Origin of the sequence: Archangium lansingense (genome assembly GCF_026626635.1) — a bacterium.
In the GTDB taxonomy this organism is placed as follows: domain Bacteria; phylum Myxococcota; class Myxococcia; order Myxococcales; family Myxococcaceae; genus Archangium; species Archangium lansingense.
Genome location: NZ_JAPNKA010000001.1, coordinates 2,006,437 through 2,029,862, shown reverse-complemented (window position 1 = coordinate 2,029,862; position 23,426 = coordinate 2,006,437). Strand labels below are relative to the sequence as shown.

The following is a 23,426-nucleotide window of genomic DNA, read 5'->3' as shown; positions in this document are numbered from 1 at the left end:
CAGCGAGAAGCACCCGGACCAGGAGGCCCCGCGCGAGCACGGCCGGCCGCTGGTGGTTCGAGAGGCCAGGGGCCATGGTGTCCGCTGGCAAGCGCGCCGGTGTGCACGTACTCTCGCCGGCCCCGGCCCATGGTCTTCAACTCCCTCTCATTCCTGGTCTTCCTGGCCGTCTGCCTCGGGCTGCATCACTTGCCGCTGTCCTGGCGCGCCCGGAAGGCCAACCTGCTCGTGGCGAGCAGCCTTTTCTACGCGGCCTGGAATCCGCTCTTCCTGCCGTTGCTCTGGTACGCCATCACCCTGGACTGGTTCCTCGCGCGCGCCATCGCCGCGGCCCCCACCCAGGGGCGAAAGAAGGCCCTGCTCGTGCTGAGCCTCGTCAGCAACCTGGGGCTGCTCGCCTTCTTCAAGTACGGCCCGTTCCTCTCGGACAACGCCAACGCATTCTTCCAGGCGCTCGGCGTGCCCCTGGTGGTGCCCCGCGTGGATGTCGTCCTGCCGGTGGCCATCTCCTTCTATACGTTCGAGTCGCTCGCCTACACGCTCGACGTCTACCGGGGGGACGAGAAGCCCTGGAGCTCGTTCCTCGACTTCTCCCTCTTCCTCACCTTCTTCCCTCACCTGGTGGCCGGCCCCATCGTCCGGCCCAACGACTTCCTGCCCCAGTGCGCCGAGGAGCGACGCGCCACCCCGCCCCAGCTCCTCTGGGGCCTGCTCCTGCTGGTGCTGGGCGTCTTCGAGAAGACGGTCATCGCCGACGGGCTGCTCGCGCCCCTGGTGGACACCGTGTTCGCCCCCGGCGCCAATCCCAACGTCTGGGAGGCCTGGAGCGCGGCGCTCGCCTTCTCGGGACAGATCTTCTGCGACTTCGCGGGCTACTCGCTGTGCGCCATCGGCGTCGCGCTGTGCTTCGGCTTCCACCTGCCCGACAACTTCCAGAGCCCCTACGCCTCGGTGGGCTTCAGCGACTTCTGGCGCCGCTGGCACATCTCCCTGTCCAGCTGGCTGCGCGACTACCTCTACATCTCGCTCGGCGGCAACCGGAAGGGGCCTGTGCGCACCCAGGTCAACCTGGTGGTGACGATGCTGCTGGGCGGCCTGTGGCACGGCGCCTCGTGGACCTTCGTCGTCTGGGGCGGCCTGCACGGATTGTTCCTCGTCGCCGAGCGGCTGCTGCGGCCCTCGCTGCAGAAGCAGCGCTGGACCCACGGGCCCCTGGGCCGGTTCGCGGGCGTGGCGGTGACGTTCGTGTGCGTCTGCTTCGCATGGGTCTTCTTCCGCGCCCCTGACTTCTCCACCGCCTTCACCGTGGTGCGCGCCATGGTGGGCTTCACCGGTGCCCAGGCCGGTGGGCTGCTGAGCCGGCTGGACATGCTGCTCGCCGTGCTCGCAGTGGGCGCGCTGCTCGCGCTGCAGTGGCGCTACCGCGACGAGCCCCTGCCCAAGATGTTCGAGTCCGTTCCCTGGTGGGCCTCGGCGGGCGCCGTGACGGCAATGCTCGTGGCCCTGGTCACCGCAACCGGAGTCGACCGTGCGTTCATCTACTTTCAGTTCTAGCGAGACGCCCACGTCCGGCTCGTTGGGGCGGGTGTGGTGGGTAGCGCTGCTCGTGGCCGGGGTGCTGCTGGCGGGTGCCGAGCTGGGCTGGCGCCGCCGCGGCTTCCAGCCGAGTGTGAAGGACACGCCGGAGCTGTGGTCGCTGGCGCGGGCCGAGGCGAGCACAGGCGACGGACGCACCGTGGCGCTGCTGGGCTCCTCCCGCTTCCAGGTGGGCCTGGTGCCCGAGGAGCTGTCGAAGGCGTTGGGAGGCGCACGCACCGTGCAACTCTCCATCAACGGCTCGAGCAGCCTGCCGATGCTGGAGGACCTGGCCTCGGACGAGCAGTTCCGGGGACTGGTGCTGTGCGAAGTGAGCCCCACGCTCTTCTTCTCGGTGGAGCCCACCGAGGTGCGCACGCGGGCGGGCACGTATGTCACCCAGCACCGGCACCGCACCTTCGTGGCTGACTGGGAAGCGGCGATGCGGGTGCCCTTCCAGGAGCGGCTCGTGCTGCTGCTGTCGGCGGTGCAGCCCAAGAGCGTGCTGCACCACGTGCTGGTGAACCGCTCGCTGCCGGCCCCGCCCTACAGCCGGACATTGGCCAACCGCCAGCAGCAGTCCAACTTCGAAGGCGTTGACCTGGCGCCGCTGCGCCAGCTCTGGGAGCAGCGCCACCAGAGCGCACATGGGAAGGAACCGGAGCTCGCTGAGTTGGACGCCCTGCTGGAGCGGGTGTCTTCCCTGGTACAGCGCATCCGCTCGCGCGGCGGAGAGGTCGTCTTCGTACGGATGGTCACCTCGGGGGGCCTCCGGAGCATCGAGGACACGCGCTACCCGCGCGAGCAGTATTGGGACCGGCTCCTCCAACGCACCGGCAGTAGGGGCATCACCTTCGAGGACGTCCCCACGCTGGCCCGCTTCGAGTGCCCCGAGGGCTCGCACCTCGATTACCGCGCAGCGCCTGAGTACACCCGGCTGCTCGGTCAGGAGCTGGTGCGCCAGGCTCCAGGCGCATGGCCTATACTCGGCACCCACCTGAACGCCCAGGAGACCCCTCCGTGAAGATTCACCTCGCCCTGCTCCTCTCCCTCTCCGTGGCCACCGCCGCACACGCCGACGAGACCACCACCGAAGTGTGGACGGCCAAGTGCAAGTCCTGCCACGGGCCGGATGGCAAGGCGCAGACCCAGATGGGGAAGAAGGAAGCCATCGTCGACATGTCCCAGCCGGCCTGGCAGCAGGCCCAGACGGACGCGGACATCCGCGAGGCCATCGCCGAGGGATCCCCGCGCAACAAGAAGATGAAGGCCTACAAGGACAAGCTGACCCCGGCGCAGATCGACGCCCTTGTCGCCTATATCCGCACGTTCAAGAAGGGCTGATTCCCAACCGGGCCAGGGGTGAATATCCCTGTCATCCGTGTCGTCTTCCGGGACAGGAGGCCTTCCCCCCATGCGCATCCTCACCACCGCTCTCGTCTGCCTGCTTGCCCTTACCGCCCTTGTCGGCACCCCGCTGGCCGTTCCGGGCGCCGAGGCCCGCCGCTCTGCCTCCCCCGTGCTCGACGGAGGTGGAAACGGTGGCGGAGGCGATGGCGGCGACGACGGCGGCCATGACGAAGACGACGACGACGAGGATGTCCGGGCCCTGGGCTGAGTAGGGCGCTGTAGGCCCTGGGGGCGGGTTGACTGTCGCCAACTGCCCCTCTCGCTCTTCCGTTGACCTACACAGATCTGGCTCCTAATTACCGGGGGGCGCTCCAAGGCGCCCGCTCGGATGGAAACTCCTTTTACCCAGAAGCTCGTTGGGGAGGCGCTTCACACGCCTCCCGTTGCAGGGGACCCCTTCGCCCGTGTGCAGGAGCTGCTCCGCCCGGGACAGCGTGTCCGCACGCAAGGCCTCCAGGGAGCCGCTCGTGGTTACGCGCTCGCCCGGCTGACCCGCGGCCTGAAGGCCCCGCTCGTCTGTATCGCCACGGACGAGGAAGCCGCGGATGCCCTCGCCAGCGACCTCGCCTTCTTCCTCGGCGGCAAGGGCGGCCCGCGCGAGCCCCATGTGCTGCGCCTGCCGGCCGACGAGGTGCTCCCCTATGACGAGCTGTCCCCGGACGCGGACGTCGTCGCGGACCGGCTGGGCGCCCTCTTCCACCTCAGCCAGGGCACCCGCTTTCCCGCGCTCGTGCTCTCCATGCGCGGCCTGCTGCGTCGCGTGCTGCCGCCCGGGGTGATGAAGGAGCTGTCCGAGCGCCTCACCGTGGGCCAGGACTTCGACCGGGACGAGCTCGCCCGCAAGCTCGCCAACATGGGCTACCAGAGCAGCCCGCTCGTCGAGGACCTGAGCACCTTTTCCGTACGCGGCGGCCTCATCGACGTCTTCAGCCCGCTATACGAGAAGCCCGTCCGCATCGAGTTCTTCGGCGACACCATCGAGTCCATCCGCGCCTTCGACCCGGAGACTCAGCGCACGGTGGACTCGCTCAAGGAGATCATCCTCCTGCCGGCGCGCGAGGTCATCTTCTCCGAGCAGACACGCACGCGCGCCGAGGCCGCTGCCCGCGCGGTGGCGGATCGTATCAACCTGCCCACCACGAAGCTGCGCGAGCGCCTCGAGGCCATGCGCGAGGGACTGCCCGGCTTCGGCCTGGAGGGCCTGCTGCCCGGCTTCTTCGAGGGAGGCCTGGGCACCGTCTTCGACTACCTGCGCCTGTGGCACGCGGAGCCGCTCTTCTACCTGGACGACCCCATGGGCCTCGAGCGCATCGCCGAGGAGCTGTGGACCGAGGTGGAGCGCTCCGCCGCGACGGCCGACGCGGAGCAGGAGCTCACCTACCCGCCCCTGGAGCACTTCCTCACGCGCGAGCAGGCAGAGCAGCAGCTCAAGGCCTTCCGGGTGATGGAGGGCGGGGGCCTGTCGCTCACCCAGAGTGAGGCTCCGCCGGTGCACTTCCCCTTCGGCACGACGCAGGACGTGCGCGAGGCCATCCTGGCCCACCACGGTGAGGAGGGCGCGCTCACCCCACTCGTCGAGCGGCTCCAGCGCTGGCGCGACACGCGGACTGCCTGCGCCGTGGCCTGCGGCACGCTGAGCCAGGCGGACCGGCTCAAGCGCCTGTTGCTGGATCGCAACGTGATGGTCCGCGTCCACACCGAGCCGCTCGCGGACGCCGCCACGCTCTATGAGCCCTCGGTCTTCGCCCACCTCTTCACGGGCGAGGTGAGCCACGGCTTCGTGGACGGCACGGGCGGCATCGCCGTGCTCTCGGACGAGGAGATTTTTGGAGCGCGGGCGCGCCGGCGGGTGCGGCGCTCGAAGAGCCTGGATGCCTTCGCCTCGGGCTTCAAGGACCTGAAGGAAGGCGACATCATCGTTCACACCGACTTCGGACTGGGCCGCTACGCGGGCCTGACGAAGATGCAGGTGAACGGGGTGCCCGGGGACTTCCTCGTCCTGGAGTACGCGGGCAAGGACAAGATCTACCTCCCGGTGAGCCGCATGCGGCTCATCCAGAAGTTCACCGGTGGGGACCCCACCCAGGTGACGCTGGACAAGCTGGGGACAACGTCCTGGGAGAAGACGAAGAAGCGGGTCAAGGAGCAGCTGCTGAAGATGGCGGCGGACCTGCTCAACATCGCAGCGGCGCGCCGGGCACACCCGGGCCACGCCTTCAGTGCGCCGGACCGGTACTTCGCCCAGTTCGAGGCGGACTTCGAGTTCGAGGAGACGCCGGACCAGGGCAAGGCCATCGAGGACGTGCTCAACGACATGCAGAAGTCCGAGCCGATGGACCGGCTCGTCTGCGGCGACGTGGGCTACGGCAAGACGGAGGTGGCCATGCGCGCCGCCTTCAAGGCCACGCTGGACCGCAAGCAGGTGGCGGTGCTGGTGCCCACCACGGTGTTGGCGCAGCAGCACTACCTGTCCTTCAAGAAGCGCTTCAAGGACTACCCCGTCGTGGTGGATGTCATCTCCGGCATGAGGAAGCCCGCCGAGGTGCGGGAGATCCTCAAGCGCGCCAAGGAGGGCAAGGTGGACGTCCTCATCGGCACGCACAAGCTGCTGGGCGGGGACGTGGCCTTCAAGGACCTGGGGCTGCTCGTGGTGGACGAGGAGCAGCGCTTCGGGGTGAAGCACAAGGAACAGATCAAGAAGCTGCGGGCGCTGGTGGACGTGCTCACGCTGTCGGCGACGCCGATCCCCCGCACGCTGCACATGGCCATGTCGGGCGTGCGCGAGATGAGCATCATCGCCACGCCGCCGCAGGACCGGCGCGCCATCCGTACCTTCGTGATGAAGTACGAAGAGCAGACCATCAAGGAGGCCATCGAGCGCGAGGTGGCTCGCGGCGGCCAGGTCTTCTTCGTGCACAACCGGGTGGAGTCGCTGCCCTCGATGGAGGAGATGCTCAAGCGGCTGGTGCCCCATATCTCCGTGGGCGTGGCGCACGGGCAGATGGGCGAGGGCCAGCTCGAGAAGGCGATGCTGGACTTCACCGAGAAGAAGTACCAGGTGCTGCTGTGCACCAGCATCATCGAGAGTGGCATCGACATCTCGAGCGCCAACACGATGATCGTCAACCGGGCGGACACGTTCGGTCTCGCGCAGCTCTACCAGCTGCGAGGGCGCGTGGGCCGCTCGAAGGAGCGTGCGTACGCGTACCTGCTGGTGCCCACGCGGCGCACGGTGACGAAGGACGCGCAGCGGCGCCTGGAGGTGCTGCAGCGCTTCACCGAGCTGGGCGCGGGCTTCTCCATCGCGAGCCACGACCTGGAGATCCGCGGCGCGGGCAACCTGCTGGGCTCGGAGCAGTCGGGTTCCATCTCGGCGATTGGCTTCGACCTGTACGCGCAGCTCCTGGAGGAGGCGGTGTCCGAGGTACGGGGCGAGCCGCCGAGGGTGCAGATCGAACCGGAGCTCACCCTGTCGATGCCGGCGCTCATTCCGGACGACTACGTGCCGGACGTGCATCAGCGGCTGGTGTTCTACAAGCGCTTCAGCCAGGCGAGTAATCCGGACGAAGTGCAGGACCTGCGCTCGGAGCTGGTGGACCGCTTCGGCGAGGCGCCGGACGAGGTGGACAACCTCTCGGAGCAGACGCTGCTGAAGATCGACATGCGAGACCTCCGCCTGCGTGCGCTGGAGGGAGGCCCGGGCCGGCTGGTGGTGACGCTGGGCGCGGACGCGCTGCTGGATGGGATGAAGGTGGCGGGCCTGGTCCAGAGGTCCAAGGGCGTCTACCGGCTCACCCCGGACATGAAGCTGGTGGTGAAGCTGGGTGCCGAGGTGAAGGGCCAGGCGCTCATCGCCGAAGCCAAGAAGGTGCTGCGCGATCTCGGCACCTGCGCGCTGCCGGAGGCATAGCTGGGAGGCCCCACGCATTCCGGGGACGGGGGTCGGCCCTGCTCGAAGCGAACGCCTCGTGGGGAGAAGATGCCCTCACCCCGACCCTCTCCCAGCGGGAGAGGGAGAGGAGATGAGGGCTTCCCCCGAATGACTCAGCGGCCGCTCGTCACCGCCCCGGGCGCGAGGACGATCTCGATGCGCCGGTTGAGGCTGCGGTTCTCCGCCGAATCGTTGGGCGCGATGGGCTGGTACGGGCCATAGCCCGCGGCCGACAGCACCGTGGGGTCTACGCCCGCGTCCTGCAGCGCCCGCACTACCGCCATCGACCGCGCCAGGCTCAGCTCCCAGTTCGACGGGAACGGTCCCTTTGGATCCGTGGGCACGTCATCCGTGTGCCCCTCTACCCGGATGATCTTCCCCTGCACGCCCTTGAGCGCCTCGGCGATCTTCCCCAGCGCCTCCACCCCCTCCTTGCCCACCCGCGACGAGCCCGAGGCGAACAGAATCTTGTCCTTCAGGTTCACCGTCATCCGGCCCCGGAGCTCCGATAGCTCGATCTTCCCCTCGGAGATCTCCTTCCCCAGGCTCTTGGCCAGGCTCTCATACTCGGAGCTCTTCTTCTCCAGCGCCTCCTTGGCCTCGGTGAGCTTGCGCTTGGAGCGGGCCAGCTCCTCGTTGAGCGCTGCCAGCTCGGCGTTCGTCTGCTCCAGAGCGCGGCGCTCGGCGGCCCCTGCGGTCAGCCTCGCCTCCGCGGTGTTGAGCCGCGTGGCCAGCGCCTCCTTGTCCTTCTCCAGCCCCGACACCTTCTCCTCCAGCCCCTTCACCTGCTCCTCCAACTCGCGCACCTTCCCGTCCGCCGCCGCGCGTGCACCCTTCTCCTCCGCGAGCTGCTCGTCGAGTGTCTGGGCCCTCTGCATCGCCGCGTCGTACTTGCCCTGCGGCACGCACCCCGCCGCGAGCGCGAGGGCGCACAGGGGTGCCAACAGCCTGTTCCGCATGTCCGGTTCTCCTGATGGATAGTTTGAGCGCCAATAATATCCAGTGAGGGGCCGCTGGCGAGCAGGAAGCGCCCACTCCCGCTGCTCCTCACGATGGGGGGCGCTCGGCTGCCCTCTGCTACTCGCCCCGCCCCCCGTCCAAGGCCGGCCTCACTTCTGCTCGCCGTGAGGCGCTCCCGTCCGGCCCGCATCCAGAACGGCCCGGGAGAGCTCGTCCATCAGCCGCAGCAGCTCCTGCCGCACCTCATCCGTGGACATGCGAAGCTGAGAGGTGATCGTGTGCAGCGTGTCGCCCGGAGCGGAGGCCTCGTGCAGCATGCGGGCGGCCGTGCGCGTGGCCGTGAGCGGCCCTTCCACATCCTCCGCCAGCAGGCGGCGCAGCCGCTCCAGGACGCTGTTGGGGGTGTTGGTGCTGGCAGGGGGAGCAACGGCAGGCTCCGCCCCGACCGACACCGCACACACCCGGTTCCGGCCCTGGCGCTTGGCTTTGTAGAGCGCCGCGTCGGTGAGCTCGATGAGCTCGGACATGGAGGTAGCGTGCGCGGGGTAGCAGCCCACTCCGGCGCTGATGGTCAACGCGCGGCTGCCTCCCCGGGCGCCATGCACCGTGGCCCCGTCCACCGCGGCCCGGAAGCGCTCGGCGGCGATCAGCCCATGCTCCAGGTCCGTCTCTGGGAGGATCATCGCGAACTCCTCGCCACCGTGCCGGGCCACCACGTCCGTCGAGCGCGCCGTCTGGCGCAGCCGCTGGGACACCTCGCGCAGCGCCTGATCCCCAGCGGTATGGCCGAGGTTGTCGTTGACCTGCTTGAAGTGGTCCAGGTCCAGCAGCACCAGCGTCATCGGGTGCTTGTAGCGCTGCGCGCGCCGGAACTCGACGCCAAGGGCCTCGTGAAAGTAGGCGCGGTTGTACAGCCCGGTGAGCGGATCCGTCACCGCCACCAGCATGGCCCGATCGCGCGAGGTGCGAAGCTGGCGCTGGCGGCGCTGGCGGCGCAGCGCACTGCCCAGACGGGCAGCGAGCTCGGCCATGGGCGTCTGCAGCGTGAGGTAGTCATCGGCACCGGCGTCGAACGCCATCACGCGCCGCGAGGTGGACTCCGTCTCGTCCACCACGAGGATGGCGGGCGCCTCCTCGTCGAAACCAAAGCGCTTGAGCAGCGGCTGATCCCCCTCGAGCGCAACGGCGTAGCTGACAACGAGCAGGTCGGCGTCGGAGGTGGCCATGCGCTGCGAGGGCGCGCGCTGGGTGAGCTGGAACTCACCGCCCACCGGAGAGCCGCGCACCGCTCGGGCGAGCCGCTCGCTCACCACGGGCATGTGGTGGATGATCTCCACCCGGGCCTGGGGCGGGGTGGGGGCCTCCGGCTCGCGCATGACGCGGGCCATGGCCTCGTGCTGCGCCTGGAGCTGGGCGCGCATCTTCCCCAGGGAGATGAACGAGCGCACACGGGCCAGCATCTCGGCGTCCGGTGCCGTCTTCGTGAAGAAGTCGTCGGCGCCCGCGACCAGGCCGTTCACCCGATCATCCGTGGAGTCGAGCGAGGTGAGCAGCAGAATGGGCGTGTTGTTGGTCCGCGTGTTGCTGCGCAGGCGGCGCGTCAGCTCGTGGCCATTCATCTCCGGCATCATCACGTCGAGGATGATCAGATCGAACGGATGGGACCCCTCGGTGGCAAGCCCGAGGGACTCGCGGGGCGAGGTGGTCATCACCACATCCAGCCCGCTCTCCATCAGCCGGGAGCCAATGGCTTCGAGAGCAATGGGGCTGTCATCCACCAGGAGGACGCGGCCGGTGGTTCCGAGGGTATTGAGCGCTGCCATGGGCTCCGTTCTGTCTGACCGTGAGGCTATCAGGTGGACGGCGCGGAAGGGATCACCCTCCCCTGCCCCCCAGCCCAGCTGGGAAGCCATCGTTCACCAGGTGATGACATAGGTGCAGCGGTCTCCCCTCCGCTTGCGGCAGGGCTGCTTCTCGTCATGCACCACGCGTGCGTGGACCTCGTAGCGCTGGGCCATGGCCGTGAGCACGCCATGGTCGAAGGCGCACGGATGCGGCGTCTCACACAGGCAGATGATCTTCCGCTGACCGGGCACCGGCTCGTAGCCGTAGTGACCAATCCCCTCCTGCATGCGCCCAGTCTCCAGGTCGAACATGGGCCGACCGTTCTTCCGGTGATTCAGGTGGTACGACACATCCACGGCCTTGATGGCGCTGTGGATGTCATGGATGCCCTCCGGGAGCGCCACGTTCCGGGGGACGGCCATGCCGCTCTGCATCAACAGCCCGTCGCCCAGCTGCTTGCCGATCTGCTGCAGGCACAGCAGCCAGGACTTCTGCGGGTACCACCCCTCCAGCTCCAGGTTCACCAGGCCATTCCGGGCGGGCGTGCCGATGCCCTCGTCCAACAGGTAGGCACTGCCGAGCACCACGAAGGTGTTGAAGCCGTCCACGACGGCCTTCACCGTCTGTCCCTTGACCTCGATACCGTCTTCAAAAGGGACGAATTGCATATCGCGGCCCCTCCCCATGGCCCTTCGCGACGCTCGTGGACCGGTTCCCCGGCCCTACCTCCAAGGACTGTACCTCCAGGTCAGGAAATCAGACAGAGCCGTTGCGCTCCCCGCCTCCCATGACCCGGTGCGCCTTGACGCTCAGTAGGTGGAACCCTGTATGGCCGCGCCGCAAAAGTGCGCGATGGCCCGCGTGAGGTACGCCTCGCACCGAACCAGGTCCTCCATCGGGACGTACTCCCCCGTCTGGTGCGCCACCCGAATGTCCCCCGGGCCAAACACCACCGCCTGCGCGCCCAGCTCCGTGAGCTGCGGAGCCTCCGTGCCAAAAGGCACCGTGATGGGCGCGTTGCCAGACAGCTCCGCCAGCACCCGCACCACCTCGGCGTCCGCCCGCGTGTCCACCGCCGGCTCCGTCCGCAACAGCCGGATACGCGCCTCGTAGCCCGGCTCGTCCCGCACCAGCTCGTGCCGGATGGACTCCAGCAGCTCCAACACCCGCTCCTTCGGCTGCCGGGGGATGGGGCGCCACTCCACCGTGAAGCGGCACGCCCCGGAGATGACATTGGGGGCCTTGCCCCCGCTGATGAGGCCCACGTTCACCGTGGTGAAGGGCGGCTCGAAGGACTCGTCTCGCTCCTCGCGCAGCCGCGTGCGCGCCAGCGTCTCCAACTTCTGCAGGAAGCGCCCCGCCCGGAAGATGGCCGACGCCCCCTCATCCGGGTACGCGCTGTGCCCCTCCCGACCCTGGACCTCCACCTCCGCCAGGCAGTACCCCTTGTGCGCCCGCACTGGCACCAGTGACGTGGGCTCTCCCACGATGGCGTGCCGCGCCCGACCCTTGCCCAGCGCGACCAGGTGCTTGGCTCCCTCGCAGCCCACCTCCTCGTCCGCCGTCAGCAGCACCATCAACGGCGCCTTCAGCCGCCCCGTGAAGTGCGTCGCCGCGTACAGCGCGCAGGCGATGAAGCCCTTGGTGTCACACGCCCCTCGGCCGTACAGCCTCCCGTCCCGCTCCGTCAGCCGCAGCGCCTCCGTCCACGCCGCGTCGTACGGCACGCAGTCCGTGTGCCCCACCAGCGCCAGCCCCGCTCGCTCCTCCCCCCCGCCCCCCTTCACCGCGACGAGGTTCACCTTCTCCACCCCTGCCTCGTCCCGGTACCTCACCCGCTCCACCTGGAAGCCCGCCGCCTCCAGCCTCCCGCTCGCCAGGTCCACCAGCGGCGCGTTGGGGCGCGAGGACGTCGTGTCCAGCGCGACCAGCTCGCTCAACGTCGCCCTCAGCTCGGGCAGTGTGTCACTCACAGTGGGGCCTCCGGGGCTCGGGTTCCGCGCTCCGCGCGGGTGGTGCCCACCGAATGTAGACCCTCACCCTGGCCCTCTCCCAGAGGGAGAGGGGATTGACTCGGGATTCAACCCGGGATCCGTGGCACCCTCACCCCGGGGGGCTTGCCCCCCCTTTGAACGAAGGGGGGGATCCTCTCCCTGTGGGCGAAGGGTTCTTGACGCAGTGGGTCTCCCCTGACGGCGAGTTCCCTGGCCGCTCTACGCCTGCACCTCGGCGCCTTCCATCACCCATGGGCGCTTGCGCACCGCTTCCTTCACCCAGGTGATGTGCCGCTCCTCGTCCCGCCGGTTCTTCTCGATGAGCGTGCGCACCTCGGGACTCCACTCGAAGCTCAGCGCCAGCTCGTAGGCCCGGTTGGTGAACTCCTCGTTGCCGAGCATCGCCACCAGCGCCGCCTCCGTCCCCATCATGCTCGTCATCGCCGTCAGGCCCTTCATCGCCGCGCCCTTCAGGTCCGGCCGCAGCTCCACTGGCTCTCCCCCAAACTGGCGAATGAACGCGTTGAGGTCCTGCACATGTCGCACGTGATCCACCCGGAACTCGTTCAGCCGCTCGCGCACCAGCGGCTCCTTCACCCGGGCAATGGCCGCGTCGTAGGCCCCCACCGCATCCACGTCCATCTGCGCCAGGCTCCGCAGCTTCTCCACCTCGGACTTACGTCCCATCTCGTCCTCCCCCGCCCTCGCGTCAGAGTCCCCGGCAATCTGCTCGGACCCGCCCGCACGGCCAACCCCACCGACTCGGCGCTCGCCCGGACAGCAGGCAGGGGGGCATCACCCCCGCCCTTCACCGACTCCTCCCATGCGCACCTTTGTCATGCACCTCTCACCACCGGAGGCACCGGACATGAAGAACGAAGACATGGTCACCACCAATGTCGAGCTGCAGACGCGGCGCATTCCCTCCATCGGCTTCCTTGGAGTCGCCATCGGATGCATGACCGCCAGTGCCTTCCTGATGATCACCGGCCGCAAGCACTGGGCGAACTTCATCGGACAGTGGGCCCCCACCATCCTCATCCTCGGCACCTACAACAAGATCGCCAAGACGTTCTCCGCCCCCCTCGACGAGCAGCAGCGCGTCCGGCACGGCGGCCATGCCTCCATGCTGAAGTCGCCCGAGGAGCTCACCCACCAGATGTCTCCACAGCCGGTGAGCTGAACGGCTCGCGCATCCGGGCCCCCTGCCCCTCCCTCGGGAGGTGTGCCTGGGGGCTCTCGCGTTTCCGAGCGGCTCACGCTCTCGCGGGGCTCGCGCCCGCTAGCACCGTGTCGCGCCGCTCGGCCCGCCGCTCCGTGCGCCGGTGCTTCACCACGATGACGATCCCCACCAGCGCGCTCAGCAACATCAGGGCGTTGGTCACCACGAAGACCCAGTTGCCCACCATCACGCTATAGATGGTGAAGCCCGTGGAGGCGGTGATCTGCCCCACGAAGAGCCACTTGGACACGCCCTTGCTGGTGCCCGACTTCCACTGTTTGTACACCTGATTGGAGATGGTCAGCACCAGCACGAACGAGCTGAACCATCCGATGGCTTCGCTCCCCATGGGCTCAACGATGCGCACGCCCGCGGCCCCGTGGAGAACCCTCCCGATGGGCAGACGGGCAAGCGTGGCCCTGCTTCTGCGCCGCGCCTGGTGAGCGGGCATCCAGTCACAAAAGAAGGGTGGGGAATTCCACGGCATCCTCACCCAAGCGGACACACCCTCTCCTCCAAAGGCATCCACTCACAGCCCCGAGGTGCGTCCCATGAAGATTCGTGACGTGATGACTCCGGACGCCGTCGCCGCCCACCCGGAGACGACGTTGATGGCCGCCGCCGAGATGATGCGCCTGCTCAACGTGGGCTCCCTGCCCGTCGTCGAGGGCGAGCGCGTCATAGGAATCCTCACAGACCGGGACATCGTCGTGCGCGGACTGGCCCTGGGCTTCAACCCCCGCACGGCCACCGTCGCTGACGTGATGACCCGCAACGTGCAGACATGCTCCGTGGAGGACGACGTCGAGGACGTCGCCCATCAGATGCGCGAGCTGCAGGTACGCCGTCTGCTCGTCGTGGACGAGCGGGAGCGGCTCATCGGCATCGTCTCCCTGGGGGACCTCGCCATGGAGATGGAGGACCAGCAGCTCGCCGGCCGCGTGCTCGAAGGCATCTCCGAGCCATCCATGTCCATGGCGCACTGAGGCGCCGGCTCAGAAGCCGAGCGGCACCACGAAGGCCGTGCCGTTCTGCGTGCCCGTGCGGTAGCTCAGCGGTGCGCCAACGACGAGCGTCGGCGGAGAGCTCCCACTCCCCGCCATCAACGCCAGGTCGTTGCCGAAGCCCGCGCGCTCCGTCACGTCGCCCGTGAGCGTCAACATGGGCGTGAGCGCTCCGGTAGCCCCCGGCCCGCCCGCGTACACGAACACCGCGCCTCCGCCATCCGAGGCCACCGACGCGCCCGGTGCGCTCACCACCAGCTCCGGAACACCGTCGCCCGTCAGGTCCACGCCACCCGCCAGCGCCGTCCCGAAGCCCACCGCCCGCGAGCGGTGCACCACTATCTGGGGAATCACCGCGCTCTCCATCGCGCCCACCACGTCCTTGCCCCCCGAGCCCAGCCACGCGTCCTTCAGCTTCGCCGTGTCGAACAGCAGCACCGCCGGCTGCGTCACGCCGTTGTAGGGCACGTTCGTCGCGCTCACCGCCAGGTAGTCCGGACCCGTCTTGCCCAGCACGCGGCCCACGCGAGCCACGGCCAGCCCCAGCCCCATGTAGTTCATGCCCACCTCCGGGTCCGCTGCCAGCCGCACCAGCTTCGCGGCCGTGCGCCCGCCACACCGGGTACCGCCCGCGTCGAAGCCGAACAGCACCGCCACGCCCGAGCGCTGGCTTCCATCCGAGTAGCGCCACGCCACCTCGTCGCAGCCGTCCGCATTCAGGTCTCCCAGCGACACGGGCACCGAGGTCGTCTGCGCCGTCGTGGACGTCACGAAGTAGGGCGAGGAGTAGACGGGGTCGCACGCCATCGTCCGCTTCGCCAGCGTGGCGTCATCCGGCGCCCGCCCCAGGAAGAGCTCGAAGCCGCTGTTGCGCAGCGCTCCGATGTCCTGCAGGCCGTCCCCGTTGAAGTCGAAGCCACCCACCACCCCGCGCCCGATGCCCGCGCGCGTGCAGGTGCTGCCCGAGGGGCAGTTCTCCGTGATGTTGCCAATGGCCCACAGCCGGTACGCGGCCTTGTAGCTCCCATCCTCCTGGGCCAGCGACACCAGCACGCCACCGGCCTGCAGGTCCGTGGAGCCGGTAGGCAGGCACTGGGTCCTCACCACCTGGTAGGCGTTCCCCAGCTCCGAGACGTTCGAGGCGGTCCTCGGGATGGTGAAGCCCGACGCGCCCATCACCAGGTCCGCTTTCCCGTCTCCGTTGAAGTCCGAGAAGGCCACGTCCGCGCCCACGGTGCGCCCGTTGTACAAGGGGGAGTTCGTCCCCTCGGCCACGAGCGTGCCCGCGCCGCCCGCCGCGCCATACGTCCACGCCCGGCCCGCCGACAAGTCATTGCCGTCCGCGTTCACCCCCGGGCCAGCGAAACCCGGCGAGCCCACCAGCGCCACCACGGCTCCGTCCTTGCCCCTGCCCACCGCCACCGCCTCACCGAAGCGCTCCACGCTCGGCTTCGCCGGGACCAGGTAGCTCGAGCGCGTCCACTGCGCGAGCGACTCGCCCGCCTTCACGAAGCCATCCACTCTGCCGGTGAAGGCACGGCCGTCCGGCGCGGAGGCCCGCCCCGCGAAGACCACCAGCCCCGAGGTCCCCGGCAAGGTCCAGGGCGCGATACCCACCCCGAAGGCGTCCGACTTCGCCAGCCCCGGCAGGAAGGAGGGCGGCCTGTTGAGGGCCGTGCCCCGGGCCAGCCCCGTCAGCGGGTACACCAGCACCTTGCCGCCGTAGCGCAGCGACGTCGTCCCCGAGGGGATGCTCGCGTAGGGCGCCCCCAGCAGCAGCTCCACTCCGGGCGTGCCATCCACGTCCGCCAGGGCCCAGCTCCGCCCCGCCACGATGGAGGCCGCGTCCCCGTAGAAGCGGGCATAGGCATTCGCCAGCAGTACCTGCGCCGGCGTGGATGCGGGATCACCCGTGGGCGCGTACGTGCTCACGTCGAAGAGCAGCGCTCCGCCCGCGTCCGTCATGAAGTTCAGCCCGTTACTGGTGCGAAGATCCGGCGAGTCCGCCCGGTCCAGCAACACCATCAGCAGCGGGGGCCGAGTCCCGTCACCTGGAATGGCACCCAGCCGCCAGGAGCCCTCGTTGCCGTCCGACGCGTTCGTCGGCAGCACGAAGACGTCCGGCGTGGCGCGGAAGCGGGTGCCCTCGGCGCGCGCGAAGAACACGGACACCGCGGGCTGCACCACGCCCAGGGAAGAGCCATCCGCCCGGTAGCGCGAAGTCTTCCCCAGCGCCGCGAGGTCCGGCCGTCCGTCCCCATTGAGGTCCGCCACCACCACCGCCTGGCCGATGCCCGTCCGCGAGCGCTGCTCGATGGCGCCGCTCACGCTGATGTCGCTCCCGCCCAGACGGATGGAGGGCAGGTCCGGAATCGGCTGCCCCGGGGTGAGCTGGAAGATGTCCACCACGCCGCGAGTCGAAATCTGGTTGGTGGCCGCCAGGTCACCCGCTGGCGAGCCCGCCAGCAGGTCCAGGTCTCCATCCCCGTCCACGTCCTCGAGCGCTACGCCCGTGCCGAAGGCACCCCGGCCCAACCCGGCCAGCGGCGGCCGAATGCGCTCCGGCCCGTTGGTTCCGAAGCGGTACAGGTACACCGCGCCCGAGCTGTCGATGGTGACGTCCGCGCCCGGCGAGGACACCACCAGCTCCGCCTTCCCATCCTTGTCGATGTCTCCCGCCACCAGCCCATCACCAAACCGGGCCGTGTCCGTCTCTCCCGTGAGCACCCACGTGGGCTGCGCGGGCAGGCCCGCCGTGCTCCCCTTGAAGATGAACACCACGCCACCCTGGGGCCGGTTGAGATCACTCTCCGGCCGCCCCACCGCCACGTCCGCCACTCCATCCCCGTCGAAGTCCGCCGTCACCACCGCGGCGGTGTCGGTAACCTGGCCGTGCGGCTGCGTTGCGCGCGTCAGCTCGTCCAGCACGCGCACCGACACCGTCGTCTTCTGCTTCGTGAAGGGATCCGTCCCCTCCAGTACCGCCGCGCCCGTCGCCCCCTGCTCGGCCGAGAAGCGCCCGCCCTCCACCGAGCCCGGTCCGGACACCTTCGTCCAGGCAATCCGGTCACTGCCGCCCACCGTCAAGAGCTGCACCGACGAGCCGGCGGGCACGGCCAGACGCTCCGGGTCTCCGCGCAGCACCGCGTCCGTGCGGACCTCGAACTGGAGCAGGGCCTCGTCACCCGTGCGGCTATCGCGCACCCGCACCAGGTCCACGCCCGTCCCTGTCCCCGCCGTGTACTGGCCCGAGGGCGTCACCGTGCTGTTCGCGTCGCTGCGGTCCAGGGTGAAGACGGGCGCACCCATCTGCCCCGTCACCTGTACCTGGAAGGTCGTTCCCGGCTTCAGCGTGGCCCGCGCGGGAGCCACGTCGAAGGCCGCCACCACCTCCACCTGCGTCCGCGCGTCCCCAGGGCAGCGCATGTCCTCCACCGCCAGCGTGTCCACCGACGGCGTGAGCCCGGCGATGAAGCGCGAGCCCCGCATCTCTCCCGAGGAGCCTCCGGGCTCGACGAGGTAGCGGTAGTGGCCACTGCCGCCCGTGGCCGTGAGCGTGACGGGCTCCTTCACCCGCGTCCGGGTGGGGCTCGCGGAGAGGGCCAGGGGCTGCAGACCCGCGCAGGGGTCCACCGCCACGGGCTGCTCGGGGGGCTTCTCCTCGGGCTCGCAGGCCGTGGACAGGAGGGCGAGCACGAGCGACGTGCGGAAGACTCGGGACATGTTGAAGCGCCTCAGGGATTCGCGCCGGTGGCCGCCCAGCGCTGGATGAGGGAGATGAGCTGCGGATCCAACGGACCATCCGCGGGCATGCGCTGATCCTTCACCGCCGCGATGATGAGCTCCGCGTTGTCCTTCCACAGCGTGTACGTGGAGAGGGGCCGCGCGGGCCCGGAGTCATGGCACTTGGCGCACCGCGCCTCGTGGATGGGACGGATGTCCTTGTCCCAGCCGAGCGCCACGGTGGACAGCGGCTGGTAGTCGAAGGAGACCGAGCGTCGGGCCTCGGTGCCATCCGCGTAGCGCGCCACGGCGCTCAGCGTGTGCAGTCCCGGCTCCAGGCCCACGAAGGAGTAGGGCTTCGGCGTCCCGTCCGCCTCCGAGCCGCCGAGGCTGTAGTCGGGCCCGCGCACCGGCACCTCCACGCCCGCCACCTCGTAGACGAAGCTCAGCGGCGCCACGCCCGGCACCACGCGCGAGCGCACCACCAGGGCGTCCTCCACCACCTGCGAGCCCTCGAGCAGCCCAAGCACTCGCGGTATCGGGCCGCGGGTGAGCGCCACCGTGTCGGCGCCGAGCTGCACCCAGGCACAGCCGCTCTCGTCAGCCGCCAGGAAGCGGAACTCGCGCGTGTCCACGCCCGAGGCCTCGCCCCACGTGCCCGCCTCCGCGTCATGGGAGAGCAGCTTGCCGTCCACCTTCACCCAGATGAAGCGCCCCGCGGCCAGCAGCTGCTCCGGCTTGCGCGCGAGCGCCACCTGCCGCCACCCGTCCGCCGCGCGCCGCATCAGCCGCTCCGACGTCAGCACCCACGCCTCGCCCTTCCCCTTCTCCGAGGCACCCAGCCCCGCCAGCCCCACGACACGCTCGCCCTCCTTCAGCGGCAGCGAGGTGACCTGACGCACCTGCCAGGTGCCCGGGGCCGTGCGCACGGCGACGCTCAGCGTCTCCTGACGAAGGAACCACAGGCCCTGCGACCCATCCTCCGCGGGCGCCGACGCCAGCGTGGTGATGCCCTCCAGCGCCTGGCCATTCACCTTGAGCGCGGACAGCGCGCCGTCCTGCAACCGGTAGAGGCCCGAGGCATGTCCGAGCCACACCGCTCCGTCCGGCGTCGCCGCCGTGGCCGCCAGCCCCGTGCTCAGCACCTCGCGCCAGGGCGGGGCGATGAGCCAGCCCGACTGCGCCAGGAAGAGGCCATTGTCCGCCTCCACCAGCGCCGAGTCCGGTCCCATCCGGAAGACGGCTCGGGCCCGGCCCGGCGTCACCGTGTTCCCCGGGTGGCTCTCCAGCGCCGCCTTCGTGCCGTCCAGCCGCAGGCGGATGACGTTGCCCTCCGCTGTCGCGAAGATGCCGCCTCCCGTCTGGTCCGCGAAGCCCGGCGCTGGCGCCACATCCACCGCAGCCTGCACCTGCATCGGCTGGAACGGCTCGGGACTCGGGTGGTCCTGCGGCACCGAAGGCGTGGGGTCGCAGGCGGACAGCAGGGCCGCGAGCAACAGGGGAGAGACCCTCACCCCTGCCCTCTCCCAGCGGGAGAGGGGGCCTACACGGAACGAAGCTCGGGTATCCATCACTTCAGCAGAGCCTTGAGGGGGTCGACACGCGTGATGCTGTAGTCCAGGTTGGCCGACGCCAGCACCGTCGCGATGATGTGCTCGGGCAGGATGTTCTCCCCGTTGTTCGAGTCCTTCGCGCCCGTCTTCAGGTCCACCAGCCCCGGCGCCATGCCGATGTCACCGCTGTGGCCGAACACCATGTTGTGCTTCAGCCCGGCGCCCATCAGCAGACAGCTATTGGTCAGGTGATGGTCGCGGCCGTTAGTGGCGTTGATGAGCGGGGTGCGCGCGAACTCGGAGAACACCAGGATGGTGGTGTGCTCGATGAACTTGCGGCCGGACACCGGGTGGACACTGTTCTTCAGGTCCTTCACCAGGGCTGCCAGCGCGTTGAAGCCCGAACGCAGGTTGGACAGGTGCGTCGTCTGCGTGCCGAAGTGCGTGTCCAGGCCGCCCACCAGGTTGATGGACACGCACTGGCTGATGCCCAGCTTGAGCGCCGTGGCCACCAGCGCCGCGCGCCCGGCCGCGGAGTCGTAGGAGTTGGACCCATTGGGCTGCAGCCCGTAGGTCGTGCGGACGGTGTCGTTCTTCGCCAACGCGAAGTCGAAGGCCTCGTTGAGCTGGCTGTTGATCACCTGCTTCACCTGCTCGCGGCTCGACTCGTACGTCTGCCCCACGCCGCCCGCGCTCAGGGCCGCCTCGTCGCAGGTGATGGGCGCACTGCCCAGCGCCAGCAGCTCCGCCTCGATCTGACTGTCGAGCCGCTTCTTGCTGGGTGACAGCGTGTCCACCAGGTCCTTCGAGCGGCTCACCCGCAGCGCGTTGGCGCTACCGGAGAACCGATCGTTGTACGACTCGACGCCGTACGCGATGGAGGGGATGGGGACGTTGGGCACCATCTGGCCGACGATCTCCGTCGCCGTGGACGAGCCACGCGCCGCCGCACCGATGGGGCGCTTGCCGGTGATGAAGTAGCGCATCCCCTCTTCATGCGCGAGCGTGGTCATGTTGATGCCACGCACCACCGACATGACGTCGTAGTGCTTCGCCAGCTCGCCCACCGCCGGGCCGAAGGTGATGTTGGAGGGGCCCGCTCCCGGCAGCTCGGCCGGCATGATGGGGAAGGGATCCGTCCCGTCGGTGAAGAGGTTGTAGCCCGGAAGGATGCGCGTCTCGGCAACGCGCTCGGGCGTGAAGACCTCCGGGTCCCTCGGATCGAAGGCGAGAAGCTGATCCCACCCACCCGAGAAGTAGACGAAGACGAAGCAGCGGTCCGCGGGCTTGAGCGTGGCCGCCTGCGCGAAGGCGCTGAAGGGCAGGCCCCCGAAGACGGTGGTGCCCATGAAGCCAGCGGCGGCCTTCAGGATGGTCCGGCGAGAGGTAGGAGTCTCGAGGTTCTTCTTCATGGATGAATCTCCCCGGAGCCGTCAGTAGGTGAGGAACCGCGAGTCGGTCATCAGCGCGATGCACACCGCGGCCAGGGCCTGGTCACGGCCATTGGTGAGGGCCTCCGCGCGCGTCGCCGCCTTCTTGAAGAAGTCCGACCAGCGCGTCAGCTCCTCACCCTGCAGCGGCGAGCCCCAGAAGCGGATGGACAGGTACACGAGCAGCTCGCGCACCTGGTCGTCGGAGAGCTTGCGCAGGTCCGAGAGCGGTCCGGGAATCGTGCGGCTGAGCACGCGGGCCTCGGGCGAGGCCAGGCTCTTCTCGGCCGCCGCCTGCGCCATGCACACCTCGCGCGCCCCGTCCTCGAGGAACTTGGCGAACACGAGGTTGGGCTCGGTGCTCTCCTGGTTGACGAGCGCGAAGTCGGCCCGGCCCAGGGTGGTGCCCAGGCCATTGTCGAGGCCCGTCCACGAGCGGCCCACCGCTACCTCAATGGAGCGGTCGAGCTGGTCCACGGTGAGCCGGCGAGCGGAGCGCCCCACCCGACCATCCTGCAGCTCGGGGTCCGGCAGGGGGTCGGCCATGTCCCCATGAGGGTTGGCCACTGGCTCGAGCTGTCCATCCAGCGGGGGCGGAGCAGCGGGGGTCTTCTCACACGCGGCTGCGCCGAGCGCGAGCAGCGCGAACAGGAGCAGGCGTCGCATCAGTCGATCCTCCGGTAGGCGTCCGACATCAACACGCGCTCGATGAGCGCCTTGAAACGGTGGCCGTCCCGCGCGAAGTCGTCGGCGAGCGGCTGGAGATAGAGGCGCTGCTCCTCCACCGACATGGGCCGGCCGAGGAACTCCTGCCAGACGCGCCGCACGGTGCAGCGCTCCAGGTCGCCCGTCTGCAGCATGCGCTGCACCAGCAGGGCGGGGCCGCTCTCGATGTTCTTCTCCTCGTCCGCGGTGCGGTAGAGGTACGTCTTGAGCAGACCCAGCGAGTTGGCGCCGTCGCCGTCATACGCCTGCATCACGTACTGGCCGCACTCGCCACCGCACGAGGTGTTGCCCGAGAGCGCGCAGTCGCGGCACTTGGGATCGTAGCGGGGGAACTGCTCCGGCTGGAGGAAGAGCGCGGCACGCTCGGCGTAGCGGCCCCAGTGGGCGCCGGTGGGCTCGATGGTGGCGTGGCAGTAGTTGCAGCCACAGCGCTTGGCCAGGTTGTTCTCCCGGTTGCACGCATCCTCGGCGGGCGGCAGGTTGGCGTTGTCCGGCGGCGTGAAGGCCTTGCAGAGGAAGGCCGCGTAGAAGTGGTTGACGCGCGCGCGCTGGGTGGGGAAGCGGTAGAGGAACGAAGCCGTGGTGAGCACACCCGAGTGCTCGCTGTCACGCACGTACTCCTTCCAGGTGTCCGCCTGTGCGAAGGGGAGGTTGGGCAGCACCTCGGGAGTCGCCGGAGCCGTCGCGCTGAAGACGCCCACGGCCTGCTGCGGATCCCTGTACATCTCCGACAGCGGGCCGTTGAGGAAGGAGCGGCGCGTGGTGAGGATGTTGAAGTAGGGCTCGTCGCGGCGCACCACCGACTCGGCGATGAGCTCGGGCTCCGCGCTGATGGCCTTCACGCGGGCATCGTGCGTGCTGCCATTGGTCGCCTCGCAGCGGCGCATGCCCTCGCCGCAGCCGCAGCTCCGGTCCCCGTTGAAGCGCGCGGTGGTGCAGGGCTCCAACGTCCACGGGTTGGCCGAGCGCGTCTGCGCCTCGATGGCACACACCCTCACGTCCGCGGTCCCGGCGTTCCAGAAGGGAGCGGGCCGCGTGACGTAGCCCTCGCGATGGACGCAGCCGCGCTGCGGCTCGTAGGAGCCCTTGATCTCCACGCCATTGCTGGCGCGCTTCTGGCCGAGCGTCAGCCCGCAGCGCTTGAGCGGGGCGTTGGACGTGACGGTGGGATCCTCATAGGAGGTCACCCGGTTGCCGTCCGCCGCGTCCGCGACCGGCTGATACGTGGCCGTCCTGGGCTTGCACTCGTGCGGAACCAACGTCGGCACCGCCGGGCTGCCAACGTTGATGCGCCGCATGTCGCAGAAGTAGATGCGCTCCCCGTTGTCGCCGAGGCGCTTCGCGGCGGCCGCCTCCTGGCAGGTCTTGACGGGGGTGCCGTCCGCCAGGTTCTGATCCACCCGGGTGCAGTTATAGAAGTTGGTGTCGTAGTCCCAGCTCACCGGCTTCGGCACGCCGCGCTCGTCGTAGCGCTCGGCTGAGCAGGCCGCCGTCGTAGCGGGGAGCGCGGGGTCCGCATGCGGATCCTGCCGGGCGTTGCACACGTCCTGGGCCATGTAGCTGTCACAGCCCTGGCCGTTGGCACCGCGCAGCGGGCGGCTGCTGTTGCCGCGCAGGGAGAAGGCGTCCGTGGCCGAGCCCGCACCGCTCAGGCGCGAGTTGCCGTTGTTGAAGACGCTGGCGCTCACGTTGCTCCACAGGAGCGCGCGGTGGTAGCCGCGGATTCGCGCGTAGAACTCCTCCTTGTCCATCAGCGCGCGGACATCCTCGACCGACACCTGGCCCTTGGCGCGGGCGGCCTGGTACTCCTCATAGGTGGGGGGGCGGCCGAGCAGATCCAACGTGAGCTGGCGCAGGTGGCGCTCGAGCGGAACCTTCGAGACCGGGGCACACACCGGTTCTTCCGCGAGGGCAGGGAGAGAAGCCAAAAGAACAGCTGTCGCCAGGGGGGCGAGGAAGCGTCGTGCGAATCGCACGGGTACCTCCGGGAAAGCGCAGCGGGGGGACTGCATTTCCCCTTATGCCAGGAATTCCCACGAATGGCTACACGCTT

The 23,426-nt window shown here is 69.3% G+C and carries 18 protein-coding genes; 7 read left to right on the top strand and 11 right to left on the bottom strand.

Features of this window, described 5'->3' with window-relative positions; all coding sequences use genetic code 11:
• The first annotated feature begins 129 nt into the window (after positions 1-129).
• From OV287_RS08170 to mfd, 5 genes are all read left to right on the top strand, one after another.
• The gene (locus OV287_RS08170; RefSeq protein WP_267533425.1) at positions 130-1,554 is read left to right on the top strand and encodes an MBOAT family O-acyltransferase; all 1,425 of its coding nucleotides are present in this window, start codon (positions 130-132) and stop codon (positions 1,552-1,554) included.
• Positions 1,529-2,599 carry a hypothetical protein gene (locus OV287_RS08165; RefSeq protein WP_267533424.1) on the top strand — a complete coding sequence of 357 codons (1,071 nt, stop codon included), beginning with the start codon at positions 1,529-1,531 and terminating at the stop codon, positions 2,597-2,599. Before OV287_RS08170 ends, OV287_RS08165 begins: the two co-directional genes overlap by 26 nt.
• Positions 2,596-2,919: a c-type cytochrome gene (locus OV287_RS08160; protein WP_373371812.1), complete on the top strand. Its 324-nt coding sequence runs from the start codon at positions 2,596-2,598 to the stop codon at positions 2,917-2,919. The genes OV287_RS08165 and OV287_RS08160 overlap by 4 nt, the downstream gene beginning before the upstream one ends.
• A 70-nt stretch (positions 2,920-2,989) precedes the next feature.
• Positions 2,990-3,193 (top strand): hypothetical protein, encoded by a 204-nt coding sequence (locus tag OV287_RS08155; protein ID WP_267533423.1) that lies wholly within the window; start codon positions 2,990-2,992, stop codon positions 3,191-3,193.
• A 120-nt stretch (positions 3,194-3,313) separates the two neighbouring features.
• On the top strand, positions 3,314-6,895 hold the full coding sequence (gene mfd / locus OV287_RS08150) for a transcription-repair coupling factor (protein WP_267533422.1): 3,582 nt from the start codon (positions 3,314-3,316) through the stop codon (positions 6,893-6,895).
• Positions 6,896-7,029: 134 nt separating this feature from the next.
• Here mfd and OV287_RS08145 read toward each other — a convergent pair whose 3' ends face one another.
• The 5 genes from OV287_RS08145 to OV287_RS08125 form a co-directional block, all read right to left on the bottom strand.
• Positions 7,030-7,875, bottom strand: a complete 846-nt coding sequence (locus tag OV287_RS08145) for an OmpA/MotB family protein (RefSeq protein WP_267533421.1) — start codon at positions 7,873-7,875, stop codon at positions 7,030-7,032.
• Positions 7,876-8,025: 150 nt separating this feature from the next.
• Entirely contained in the window at positions 8,026-9,699 is a 1,674-nt protein-coding gene (locus tag OV287_RS08140; RefSeq protein ID WP_267533420.1) for a diguanylate cyclase, read from the bottom strand.
• 93 nt (positions 9,700-9,792) lie between these two features.
• On the bottom strand, positions 9,793-10,389 hold the full coding sequence (locus OV287_RS08135) for a hypothetical protein (protein ID WP_267533419.1): 597 nt from the start codon (positions 10,387-10,389) through the stop codon (positions 9,793-9,795).
• 141 nt (positions 10,390-10,530) lie between these two features.
• Positions 10,531-11,694: an acetylornithine deacetylase gene (gene argE / locus OV287_RS08130; protein WP_267533418.1), complete on the bottom strand. Its 1,164-nt coding sequence runs from the start codon at positions 11,692-11,694 to the stop codon at positions 10,531-10,533.
• Positions 11,695-11,934: 240 nt separating this feature from the next.
• Positions 11,935-12,402, bottom strand: coding sequence for a ferritin-like domain-containing protein (locus tag OV287_RS08125; protein WP_267533417.1), 468 nt, complete (start codon positions 12,400-12,402; stop codon positions 11,935-11,937).
• A gap of 181 nt (positions 12,403-12,583) precedes the next feature.
• On the opposite strand from OV287_RS08125, the gene OV287_RS08120 reads away from it, so the two are divergent.
• Positions 12,584-12,898 (top strand): hypothetical protein, encoded by a 315-nt coding sequence (locus OV287_RS08120; RefSeq protein ID WP_267533416.1) that lies wholly within the window; start codon positions 12,584-12,586, stop codon positions 12,896-12,898.
• 73 nt (positions 12,899-12,971) lie between these two features.
• On the opposite strand, the gene OV287_RS08115 is transcribed toward OV287_RS08120, so the two are convergent.
• Positions 12,972-13,304 carry a hypothetical protein gene (locus tag OV287_RS08115; RefSeq protein WP_308809554.1) on the bottom strand — a complete coding sequence of 111 codons (333 nt, stop codon included), beginning with the start codon at positions 13,302-13,304 and terminating at the stop codon, positions 12,972-12,974.
• Between the two features lie 184 nt (positions 13,305-13,488).
• Between OV287_RS08115 and OV287_RS08110 the strand changes: the two genes are divergently transcribed.
• Positions 13,489-13,923, top strand: a complete 435-nt coding sequence (locus OV287_RS08110) for a CBS domain-containing protein (protein WP_267533415.1) — start codon at positions 13,489-13,491, stop codon at positions 13,921-13,923.
• 9 nt (positions 13,924-13,932) lie between these two features.
• Here the strand turns inward: OV287_RS08110 and OV287_RS08105 are convergent, their stop codons facing one another.
• From OV287_RS08105 to OV287_RS08085, 5 genes are read right to left on the bottom strand one after another with little or no spacing between them, the layout of a single operon-like run.
• The gene (locus OV287_RS08105) at positions 13,933-17,664 is read right to left on the bottom strand and encodes a VCBS repeat-containing protein (RefSeq protein WP_267533414.1); all 3,732 of its coding nucleotides are present in this window, start codon (positions 17,662-17,664) and stop codon (positions 13,933-13,935) included.
• 11 nt (positions 17,665-17,675) lie between these two features.
• Complete coding sequence (locus OV287_RS08100; protein WP_267533413.1) at positions 17,676-19,178, bottom strand: hypothetical protein; 1,503 nt, start codon at positions 19,176-19,178, stop codon at positions 17,676-17,678.
• A 56-nt stretch (positions 19,179-19,234) separates the two neighbouring features.
• On the bottom strand, positions 19,235-20,629 hold the full coding sequence (locus OV287_RS08095; protein WP_267533412.1) for a DUF1501 domain-containing protein: 1,395 nt from the start codon (positions 20,627-20,629) through the stop codon (positions 19,235-19,237).
• 21 nt (positions 20,630-20,650) lie between these two features.
• Positions 20,651-21,313 carry a hypothetical protein gene (locus OV287_RS08090; protein WP_267533411.1) on the bottom strand — a complete coding sequence of 221 codons (663 nt, stop codon included), beginning with the start codon at positions 21,311-21,313 and terminating at the stop codon, positions 20,651-20,653.
• Complete coding sequence (locus OV287_RS08085) at positions 21,313-23,268, bottom strand: DUF1585 domain-containing protein (protein ID WP_308809553.1); 1,956 nt, start codon at positions 23,266-23,268, stop codon at positions 21,313-21,315. The genes OV287_RS08090 and OV287_RS08085 overlap by 1 nt, the downstream gene beginning before the upstream one ends.
• Positions 23,269-23,426 lie beyond the last annotated feature (158 nt).

Bases quoted from the DNA above. Each gene is read 5' to 3' on its own strand.
- OV287_RS08170 (WP_267533425.1), top strand. From the start codon at position 130: ATGGTCTTCAACTCCCTCTCATTCCTGGTCTTCCTGGCCGTCTGCCTC.
- OV287_RS08155 (WP_267533423.1), top strand. From the start codon at position 2,990: ATGCGCATCCTCACCACCGCTCTCGTCTGCCTGCTTGCCCTTACCGCC.
- mfd (WP_267533422.1), top strand. From the start codon at position 3,314: ATGGAAACTCCTTTTACCCAGAAGCTCGTTGGGGAGGCGCTTCACACG.
- OV287_RS08145 (WP_267533421.1), bottom strand. From the start codon at position 7,875: ATGCGGAACAGGCTGTTGGCACCCCTGTGCGCCCTCGCGCTCGCGGCG.
- OV287_RS08140 (WP_267533420.1), bottom strand. From the start codon at position 9,699: ATGGCAGCGCTCAATACCCTCGGAACCACCGGCCGCGTCCTCCTGGTG.
- OV287_RS08135 (WP_267533419.1), bottom strand. From the start codon at position 10,389: ATGCAATTCGTCCCTTTTGAAGACGGTATCGAGGTCAAGGGACAGACG.
- OV287_RS08125 (WP_267533417.1), bottom strand. From the start codon at position 12,402: ATGGGACGTAAGTCCGAGGTGGAGAAGCTGCGGAGCCTGGCGCAGATG.
- OV287_RS08120 (WP_267533416.1), top strand. From the start codon at position 12,584: ATGAAGAACGAAGACATGGTCACCACCAATGTCGAGCTGCAGACGCGG.
- OV287_RS08110 (WP_267533415.1), top strand. From the start codon at position 13,489: ATGAAGATTCGTGACGTGATGACTCCGGACGCCGTCGCCGCCCACCCG.
- OV287_RS08105 (WP_267533414.1), bottom strand. From the start codon at position 17,664: ATGTCCCGAGTCTTCCGCACGTCGCTCGTGCTCGCCCTCCTGTCCACG.
- OV287_RS08095 (WP_267533412.1), bottom strand. From the start codon at position 20,629: ATGAAGAAGAACCTCGAGACTCCTACCTCTCGCCGGACCATCCTGAAG.
- OV287_RS08090 (WP_267533411.1), bottom strand. From the start codon at position 21,313: ATGCGACGCCTGCTCCTGTTCGCGCTGCTCGCGCTCGGCGCAGCCGCG.